This window comes from Propionicimonas sp., from assembly GCF_047606205.1.
Classification (GTDB): domain Bacteria; phylum Actinomycetota; class Actinomycetes; order Propionibacteriales; family Propionibacteriaceae; genus Propionicimonas.
Genome location: NZ_JASGES010000167.1, coordinates 1 through 9,226 on the forward strand (window position 1 = coordinate 1; position 9,226 = coordinate 9,226).

At 68.9% G+C, this 9,226-nt stretch carries 10 protein-coding genes and 1 tRNA gene; 5 read left to right on the forward strand and 6 right to left on the reverse strand.

What is annotated here, in order from left to right; all coding sequences use genetic code 11:
- The first annotated feature begins 131 nt into the window (after positions 1-131).
- The 3 genes from QM633_RS10475 (at position 132) to QM633_RS10485 (ending at position 1,975) form a co-directional block, all read left to right on the forward strand.
- Positions 132-293, forward strand: a complete 162-nt coding sequence (locus tag QM633_RS10475) for a hypothetical protein (protein WP_415153700.1) — start codon at positions 132-134, stop codon at positions 291-293.
- 43 nt (positions 294-336) lie between these two features.
- A complete protein-coding gene (locus tag QM633_RS10480) occupies positions 337-1,332 on the forward strand; it encodes a hypothetical protein (protein ID WP_415153701.1) in 996 nt (331 codons plus the stop codon).
- Between the two features lie 304 nt (positions 1,333-1,636).
- Positions 1,637-1,975, forward strand: a complete 339-nt coding sequence (locus tag QM633_RS10485; RefSeq protein ID WP_415153702.1) for a hypothetical protein — start codon at positions 1,637-1,639, stop codon at positions 1,973-1,975.
- A 10-nt stretch (positions 1,976-1,985) separates the two neighbouring features.
- Here the strand turns inward: QM633_RS10485 and QM633_RS10490 are convergent, their stop codons facing one another.
- Positions 1,986-2,639, reverse strand: coding sequence for a DUF2927 domain-containing protein (locus QM633_RS10490; protein ID WP_415153703.1), 654 nt, complete (start codon positions 2,637-2,639; stop codon positions 1,986-1,988).
- Between the two features lie 431 nt (positions 2,640-3,070).
- On the opposite strand from QM633_RS10490, the gene QM633_RS10495 reads away from it, so the two are divergent.
- Positions 3,071-3,628, forward strand: coding sequence for a GNAT family N-acetyltransferase (locus QM633_RS10495; protein ID WP_415153704.1), 558 nt, complete (start codon positions 3,071-3,073; stop codon positions 3,626-3,628).
- Positions 3,629-3,933: 305 nt separating this feature from the next.
- On the opposite strand, the gene QM633_RS10500 is transcribed toward QM633_RS10495, so the two are convergent.
- From QM633_RS10500 to QM633_RS10520, 5 genes are all read right to left on the reverse strand, one after another.
- Positions 3,934-4,260, reverse strand: coding sequence for a group II intron maturase-specific domain-containing protein (locus QM633_RS10500; protein WP_415153705.1), 327 nt, complete (start codon positions 4,258-4,260; stop codon positions 3,934-3,936).
- Positions 4,261-4,895: 635 nt separating this feature from the next.
- Positions 4,896-4,968 (reverse strand) — tRNA-Ala (locus QM633_RS10505).
- Positions 4,969-5,028: 60 nt separating this feature from the next.
- Positions 5,029-6,525, reverse strand: coding sequence for a protein kinase domain-containing protein (locus QM633_RS10510; protein WP_415153706.1), 1,497 nt, complete (start codon positions 6,523-6,525; stop codon positions 5,029-5,031).
- Between the two features lie 84 nt (positions 6,526-6,609).
- Complete coding sequence (locus tag QM633_RS10515; RefSeq protein WP_415153707.1) at positions 6,610-7,797, reverse strand: TIR domain-containing protein; 1,188 nt, start codon at positions 7,795-7,797, stop codon at positions 6,610-6,612.
- A 147-nt stretch (positions 7,798-7,944) separates the two neighbouring features.
- Positions 7,945-8,679, reverse strand: coding sequence for a phosphatase PAP2 family protein (locus QM633_RS10520; protein ID WP_415153708.1), 735 nt, complete (start codon positions 8,677-8,679; stop codon positions 7,945-7,947).
- 117 nt (positions 8,680-8,796) lie between these two features.
- On the opposite strand from QM633_RS10520, the gene QM633_RS10525 reads away from it, so the two are divergent.
- A complete protein-coding gene (locus QM633_RS10525; RefSeq protein WP_415153709.1) occupies positions 8,797-9,222 on the forward strand; it encodes an OsmC family peroxiredoxin in 426 nt (141 codons plus the stop codon).
- Positions 9,223-9,226 lie beyond the last annotated feature (4 nt).

Sequence of the window (9,226 nt, forward strand, 5' to 3'; positions counted from 1 at the left end):
CCGGGTTTGTGTCGGCGGCGTATCAACTCGGCTCAAAGTACGGTACCACCACCCTTCTGGACGGCGTGCACTTCAAGAAGTCGAACCGATCTCCCAAGGCATGGGACATTTAGGTCCGGAAAGGCCACCACGTGGTGATTATCGAAGGGTACGACCACCTGCCCGCGGGCAAGGTCTGGGTCGGCGAATCAACGACAAGCCCGACGACCGATCGCGTGGTGTTCCACCGGAGCAAGATGAGTTCGGTCGAACCCGGCTACGGGACGGGCGTGTATCAGAACGGGACTTGGTGATTGGGTGAGGAGAGCGTCCGCTGGCGAGCAAGGAGTGGCCCGATTGCGCGACCGCGAGCCTTCCGGTGGCGGGGTGCTCGCGTTCGGTCGTCATATAGGGCTGATGGCGCTCGCCACTGCGGTTGCGATTGTCATGTCGGCGTGCACCGGTGCCAATGCCCCCATCGCTACTCCGACCCCGTCGGAGGCGATGGAGGCATCGCCCACGGCGGCAGGGCGTGTCGTGGTCGACGCCCTGCCGCCGAACAAGGCGAGCGCTGCAACGGTCCTGCTGGACGTACCTTCCTTGATCATCGATCCTGGCGTGGACTCAGAACTGATCGCTCCGGAGAGCTTCATTGTCGACGGTGAACGGATTATCCTGACTGACCTCGCCCACAACAGGATCTCCACCTACGAGGGCAACCATCTCGTCGGTTCGGTCCCGATCCCCGAGGAACTGCTCGGACCGGTCGGGAACGGCATCTATGATCTGGCGATCACCGGTGACAGGTACTGGTTCCTTGACGACGACAACCGGGTGCTGGAGTACCAGCTCAATAACTCGGGCAATCGGTTGGAATGGGTCAAGACAAAGAACACCAACCTCAACGACGCGCCAGGACAGTTGGTCACTCAGGGCGAGAGTGTTGTCCTCATCTCCGCGGACCATAACGTCTTGGTTTCCGGCCCCGGGCCGGCGCCCGCGAGCCTGACGTACACCGTGTCGAAGAAGGAACGGCTCCTCCACGTCCACGACGGCAACCTGCGCATCGACATCCATGTGCCCTATCCCAACTCGTTCATGGGGCTGGTGGCCCGCGAACCGGGGCTCAACTACTACCTGGTCTCCAGCGGCCACTACACCAAGAAGGGCTGGATCTATTACCAGTACGTGTACCAATTCACCAACACAGGCCAGCTCCTGCACACCTACACTCTCCGGCTGAACTGGGGTCATCAACCCAGCCAGACCGTCCGCGTCTACGACGGCAACATCTACCAGCTCCAAGTGCCGCCTACCACTGCCAGAGTGCTCCAACTCCACCCTAATCCATGATTGGCGGACGGAATTGTTTGTCCGCCCCCTCATCTGGCTACGTTGTGGAATAGTCAACAATGTATTGACTTTCGAACAGCATTAGCGCATAACAGAGCGTATGAGTTGCCAGCAGCGCCGCCTGCCAGGCCGGATCACCTCTCACTGGCAGCTCATGCACCTTTTACCCCCATGCGTATGCAGTGGCTCAGCCAGGCTCTCCTGGTGGCATCCCGCGGGCCACTGCCTACGACCTCGTCGGTTCGCTGCGGCGCGTAGGTGACCATCCGGTCGCCGGCCGCAATCCATTGAGGAGGTGGCTCACATGAGTGAGCAAACCCCGCCCGGGGTCCCGGACGCGGGCGGGCAGATGAGAACGCTCGCCGTCAGGACTACCGAAGAGCTCTGCGCCCAGCTGGACGTCATCGCCCAGCTGACCGCCCGGAGCGCCACCGAGGAGATCCGCCTCGCCCTCGAACACTGGATCGACAAGACCCGGTCCGATCCAGAAGTGCTCAGGAAGGCCGAGGCCGTCAAGGCGGAGATCGAGCACGAAGCTGAAACCCGCCGCAAGGCGATCGCCGCGATCTTCGACAGCGACGCCCACCCGCCGACAAGGACAAGCCCGCGCCGCGACGACGCCGCGGCAGATCCGGATCGGTGAGCGGCGAAGATCAGCCGGCGACAGTCACCTTTTTCCGAATCTCAGCCTTGGTGTCGCCCGGGTCAAGCGCGCCGCTGTAGAGCAGCCTGATCAACTCCTGGTCCAGATGCGAGTACCGGACAGGGGCCGGCAGGTACTTGCCGTAGAAGATGCTTCCCGGATGGTCGTTCGCGTCCCTCATCAGTCCCATGCTCTGGGTGAGCTCCTCCCGGATGAGGTGGCAGCGGATGGTGTCGGCGATGCCAGTCGTCCTGATCAGGACCCGAGCCTTGTCCATGGCGTTGTCCGTCCACCATGTACTGAAGAAGCCGTCGTTGCCGGGAACATAGCCGCGATCCAGGGCGCGGAAGCGAGTGACCGGGGCGAAGTAGAGCTGGATGTCGGCGCTGCCCTGCCGGGTCAAAGCCAGATCGGTGGTAGAGGTGAGAGCGTTGAAGTCGGACACAACTCGGGCCAGGCACGCCCGGCTGGAATCGCTTGCCGTCCCGTGGACCCGGACAGTCACGGTGGGCTGAACCCACCGCTTCACCACGCGCGCCTTGTCGCCGTACTCCGCTCCCAGGGCGATCTTGTAGAAGTAGGCCAGACCCTGCCTGCTGATGCGCGGCTTGACCGTTGTCGGGGACGGTCCGGTCGTTGGCGTCGTGGTGGCCGTCGCAGTCATCGACGGCGGGGAGGGAAGGCCGGTGGGAGGCAGGACGGCAGACGGTGCTGCGCTGCACCCGCCCCCCAGCACGGTGACCAGGACAAACGTGGCAACGCATCTGCGTCGTCGCCGAGCACGAGCCACCGGCGGCGCCGGGCGTGCCGGTGACCGGCGTCGCGGTGGTCCGGCGGTGCGGCGTCCGCCACCTTCCTGGGGGATCGGGCCGAGGAGGGTGACGGGTTCCTGGTGACCGGGGTCGACGTCACGTTGCGGGTCCTGGAGCGGGCCGCCCGGAGTCAGCCAGCGGGCGGTGACCGGGTCGAATCGCTCCGCGGGTGGATGCAGGAGACGGGCCATGGCGCCAGCCTCGCATGAAACCGGGTGTCCGGCTGCACCCACGACGAGGTGAGCCATCGATCCCCATGGCTGAGTCTCCTAGGATCCAGCCCGTGCCCACCATCGCATTCGCGCCCTTCGATCCCGAGGTTGAGGTCGAGGATCTCGCCGCCTTCCTGGCGTCCAATACCTTTCCCTTCCACGGCCGCCCGTCGGTCACCGAGCAGGGTGCTCGCGCTCTCGTCCTGGAGGGCCGCTACTGGTCGGATGGCAGCGCCGGCTACTGGGTGCTCGCGGACGGAGTGCGGGTCGGGATCGCCGTGCTGGAAGACCTGGAGGACATCGCCGATGGCGGTGCGCCGCTGTTCGACTTGAGGCTCGACCAGCAGTACCGCGGCCGGGGACTCGGTGAACCCGTGCTGCGCGCCCTCACCAGCATGGTGTTCCGGACGTACCCCACGCTGCGCCGCTTCGAGGGCCAGACCCGGGACGACAACGTGGCCATGCGCCGGGTCTTCGTCCGGGCCGGCTGGGTGAAGGAGGCCCACTACCGAGAGGCGTGGCCGGTGGAAGGATTCGAGCCGAAGGCTTCGATCGCGTACGGCATCCTGCGCCGCGACTGGGAGTCCGGGACGACGACGCCCGTGCCCTGGGACGACCTGCCGGCCTGATCCCTGCGAGGTTCGGGTGTCCGGCCTGGCGGCAGGTTCGCCCGCTGCACCCGGTGCAATCCGGGTGGGCAAGCCGCCTCTCGTTCGGGTGACGGATCTTGGGATGGGTGCGGCCGCGGGCCGTCGACCATGTCGAGCAGCCGTGCCAGCTCGTGGCCGGTGCGGGGCCCGGTCAGGTCGATGATCACGGTGACGTCCTTGTCGCCGCGGCGGGTCTGGCGCCAGTGGGGTCGGGCTGTGGCGCCCTGCCGTGATTGCTCACGGTGGGTTTCCACAGCCCGCCCGCCGAACCCGGCGTGCGATTCTCACCGCACCGGGCTCTCCACGTGAGGGGTCCTGGCCAGCGGGTGGCTGTCGGTGTCCACGGGGTTGGTATCTGGTAGCCGCGGTAGCGGTACCGGACAACCTGACGCTGGCTGCGCCCCGGAAACGTTTCCCGTCGTGGGTGAGCCGCCAGGTTCCGGGCAGGCAGTGCCTGCGTCGGAGTTCCGCCATCCGATCCGGTGCTTCTTCCCTAGCCAGGCCGTGATCCGTTCCCACGTGTGGGAATCGATCGTGGCGAAGATGGCTCTAGACACGCCGCGGCCGAAGTAGTTCGCCCACCCGCGAAGCACCCGGCCCAGATGTTCCATGAGGCACCCGGGGTCCCGGTGCAGGGTTTCTGTAGGTCGTGGCCTTTACCCGCGCCTTGATCGAAGCCACTGACTTCTTCGAGGGGCGGGTGTACACGTACGACCTGGTGCCGCCTCGTTTCCACATCCCGTGGGATGTTGAAACCGAGGAAGTCGAACCCGTCATCGAGGGGGACCACGCGGGTCTTCTCCGGTGACAGCCGTAACCCCATCGGGCGCGCTCACGGCGGCCACCTCGCCCTGTGGCTGCTCGGCGTACCGGACCAGACGGTAGGCCGCCTTGCCCTTGCGTCGGCGGCGTTGCCGCTGCACCTCGGTCGCCTCACGGCCGGCTGACTGATCCCGAGTTTCGAGGCCATGTGGCGTTGACTGGAACTCGTGGCGAGCAGGGCGCGCAGCGCCAGCATCCTCCGCAGCCGAGAGGTCTCCTCGTGGGCTCGCGCGTCGCGGTACTCGGCGACCAGGCGCATTCTGACCGAGGTGGACCCTGATGGACGCTCTTCGAACCCGAAGACCCGACCGCGGCGGGGGTCCGGGGGCGAGCCCCCGGTTGGGGGTGTGGGGGTTCGACCCCCACAGGACACCACAGAACGAAAAGGCCCTCCGTCAGGAGGGCACAGTTCCGGCAAGTTCTGTGGAGCTAACGGGATTCGAACCCGTGGCCTCTTCCATGCCATGGAAGCGCGCTACCAACTGCGCCATAGCCCCGAACGTCCCTGAGGACGAGGCCACACTCTACCCAGCGGCGCGGGGGATGGGAAATCGGCTTCACTCCTTCAGGGTCATCGTGACCTTGTAGGTCAGCGTGAGGAGCTTCTCCGTCTGGTCCGCGCACTTCTTCAGTTGGAAGAACCTCGAGGTGCCGACGAGCCGGACGATCCTGCCGTCCACGACCTTGTCGATCCGCAGCGTCCGGATGCTCCGGGAAGGGTTGTCCGTGCTGACGACCTCGTTCGTCTCCGTGTTCACACACTCCTCGTCGAAGCGGTCGTCCTGGGTCCAGCCGTCGGCGGTGCGGATCGTCGGCACCGAACGGTCCGCGATCTGCATCACCGTGCTGCAGCCGTCCTGATCGCAGGTGGTGGTCACGGTCCGGAACTCCCTGCTCCGGGTGCCCACTTTGACCCGCGGCACATTGGACCTGGTGAGCACGGTCACGTACTCGTAGTCGCCGTTGAACCCCAGCTCCAGCGGGGTGGTGGGGGTGGGCGTCGGGGTCTGGCCGGCCGTCGCCGACGGGGACGCGGTGAGGACCGGCGCCGTGAACGTCTCCGGCTCCGTCCCCTGCGGCCGGACGGGGTTGGCGAGGGCGATCCCGATCCCGCCGACAACGATCCCGCCCACGACGATCGGGATCAGCCTGCGCAACCTGGTGCCGGTCCTGACCGCGTTGCCGAGCACGCCCGCTCCACTCGAGCCCGCGTCGCCGCCCGCCAGGAACGCGGCGCTTCCGGCCAGGCTGCCGGGCACGGCGCCCGCGCCCGCCTCCACCGCCACCGTCGCCGACGCAGTCGCCGCCCCCACCCCGACCGCGGACGCCACCGCGGCGCCGATGCCCTCCAGGGTCCACCACAACGGTCCGTACGCGCGCTCGGCTGCGTGCGCCAGCTCGGCCAGGAGCCCGCCGGCGTCCTCGTGACGTGCGGACGCGTCGGCGTCCGACGCCTTCGCGAGCACGGCACCCACCGCCCCGGCCACCGAACCATCCAGCAGTTCGGAGAACACCTTCGCCGCGGAGAACACGTCCGCCCGCGGGTCGGGCGCGGCACCGGCGGCCACCTCCGGCGCCGCGTACTCGTCGGTCGTCGCCACCTCGGGGTCCGCCGGCCAGGTGGCCGTGTCCACCAGCTTCGGTGTTCCGGCCAGGGTCAGCATCACGGTCGCCGGCGAGACCAGCCCGTGCGCCACCCCCGCGGCGTGGAGTGAGGCCAGCCCGGTGAGCACTCCGCGTGCGACCCCCAGGGCCTGTGCCGTCGACAGCGTGTGCTCCTGGGTCAGAGCTCCGAGCGAGACTCCGTCCACCCACTCCTCGACCAGCCACGACCGTCCCTCGGCGTCACGAACCGGTTCGTCCAGCCGGGCCACGTTCTCGCCGGCCAGGTCGTGTACCCGCCCGAAATCCGGGCCTTCCGGCCGAGGCCCGCCCGATGGTCGCGGCAACTCCTTGAGGACCACCTCGTCGCCCTCGCCGGTCCTGGCCCTCCATCGTGCCCCGAACCGTCCCCCCGGCAACTGCTGGCCCAGCGTGAATCCACCAATTTCCACAGCGCCCCCGACACTCAGAACCGGCTGTGAGGATGCTATGGGCCCGGGAATCGCGCTGAGAATCGGCAATGCTGCCACCGGAACTCAGCGAGGGGTCGGCCCCGCCTGCGACCACCACTCGAAGAATTCACCGAACGGCAGGCTCGCGTCGGCGGCCGACGCCACGATCGACTGCTCGGGCGCGATCCAGGCGAACACTCCGTAGGCATTGGCGTCGCGGTAGCAGCGCAGCACCCCGGACGGGCTCCCCAGCGGCCGTTCGTCGGGAGTCTCGCCGGGCTCCCGTGTGCAGTCGCCGGACGCCGCGGGGCTCCCGGAGTAGTACCCCCGGAATGCCGCCTGCGCGGCGGCGGCGTCGCCGTACTGCAGGTAGAACGCGTAGCGAGGGCCCTTCCCGGACGTCGCGGGGGAGCACTGCACGGCGACGAGCAGCCCCGTCGCGAGCGCCGGGTCGGTGGGCACCAGGCGCTTGCAGGTGCCCCGGAAGGACACCGGCACGCGGGCCTTGAGCGCGCCGGAGGTGGTCGCCGGCGGCACGGACGGCAGGGAGGAGGCGCTGCCCGGGACGGAGGCGGCGGCGGTCGGACCGGCGCGGGCGACGGTGGCCGGCACCGGGCGTGCGAACCACACCCAGGCGCCCAGGCCGCAGGCCAGGGCCACCACGGCCCCGACGATGACCGGCAGCCTCGAACGGTGCGTGGCGGGGACGGCGAGAGCCGCCGGTGTGCGCGCAGCGGCGGTCGCGCCCGTGTCCCACCGGTCGGCGAACTCCGGGCCCGCCTCAGCCATCGGCGGGGCGACTCCCCGGCGGGTCGCGTGCTCGATCGCGGCGACGAGATGGGTCAGGTCGGAGGTGAACGACTCGTAGCGCAGCGGTGTGGACTGGCGGGTGGCCAGGCGGCGAAGGCCCTCGGGCAGGTCGGCCGCCGCCGGCAGCACCGCCCCGTCCACCAGCACCGGGATCACCGGCACGTCCCTGGCCAGTGCTGTCGCGATCTCGGCAGCCACCCAGTCGTCGGGATCGTCGATCCGCCGCCGCCCGGCGTCATCGCGGATCGTCGACCAGCCTTCGCCGATGAACGCCAGCAGGACGTCGCAGCCACCGATCGCCCTGCGGAGATACTCGGTGAAGTCGACGCCCGGCGGAATGGTGTCGATGTCCATGAACAGTTCGTACCGGTCGGCCAGCTTGTCCGCCGCGCGCCCCGCGACGTGCCGGGAGTCTGCCCGCCGGTAGCTGAGGAACACCCGGGCGCGCCCGGCGTGGGTCACCGTGCGGGTGGCGGCAGACCCCGCGCGGTCGCGCGAGGGTCCCTCCGACGCACGGCGTCACCCCCCATGCGGCACAAGGCTAGGCAGCCGGGCAGGGCCGACCCATCCGCACAATTGTCCCGGCCCAGCGCTGCGCCGGTGTGCTGCTCACGCGGCCGGACGCCGCGCCTGACGGCGGAGCAGGAGCTGGTGGACGGTGATCAGCAGGGCCAGCCAGGCCAGCCCGAAGAGCCATGCGAACACCACGTCGGTCAGCCAGTGGTGCCCGAGGAAGACCCGGCTCAGGCCCATCGCCAGCGCCCAGAGCGCCGCGCCCACCACCGCGCAGGCTCGCTGCCAGACGCGGGCGGCGAGCCAGACCACGAGGTAGGCGAGCATGCCGGCCACGACCGTGCTGTTCAGGGTGTGGCCGGACGGGAACGAGAAGCTCGCCTCGTACGGGGGAACGGCGTCGACCAGCGGCGGACGGCTCCGTCCGACCAGGGCCTTGCCGACGATCGTGAAGGTGATGCTCCCCGCCGCGGCGACGACCATCAGCACGATGATCGTCCGCCTGCGGTGGGTGAGGTAGAGCGCGCTGATCAGGAAGATCCCGATCACCACCATGGGCACCGTCGTCCCGAGTTCGGTGAAGGCCGTCGCCACCGTCTCCGACAGTGGCGTCCGCAGCCGGATCATCGCGTCGAGCACGGGACGGTCGAGGCCCGCGACGCCGTCGTCCTCCGCCACGGCCTCGTACACCGACGCACTCGCGATCATCAGCAGGCTGAACACCACGGCCCCGACCAGTCCGGTGAGGCCGATCGCCGCTCCCGTCCCGACCTCGACGCGGGAGGCCGCCCCCGCTGCGTCCCCCTCCGCGTCGGGCTCCGGCCTGGCCATTGGTCGAGCCTACCCGAGCGCCCCGGTCCGGCCGGAATAGAGGCCTCCCCGCGCGGGGTTGGATCCACAGGACCCCGGCACGCCCGGGAGGCCACCCACCGACGAAAGGCAGGCAACATGACGGTCAGTTCCGCACAGGCCCACTGGGAAGGCTCGCTCACCGAGGGCGAGGGCGAGGTCGAGTTCCTGAACTCGAACGTCGGCAGCCTCGAGATCGACTGGAAGTCGCGCGCCGGCGAGACCCCCGGCGCCAAGACCACCCCGGAGGAGCTGATCGCCGCGGCACACTCCTCGTGCTACTCGATGGCACTGTCCCACGCCCTCGCCGGCAACGGCACCCCCGCGTCGGCCCTCGACACGCGGGCCGATGTCACCTTCGTGCCCGGCACCGGCATCACCGGCATCCACCTGAGCGTCAAGGGCTCGGTTCCCGGCGTCACCGCCGAGGAGTTCGCCACCTTCGCCGAGAACGCCAAGGTCGGCTGCCCGGTCTCGGCCGCGCTCACCGGCACCACGATCACCCTGGACGCCGAGCTGGTGTGACGGC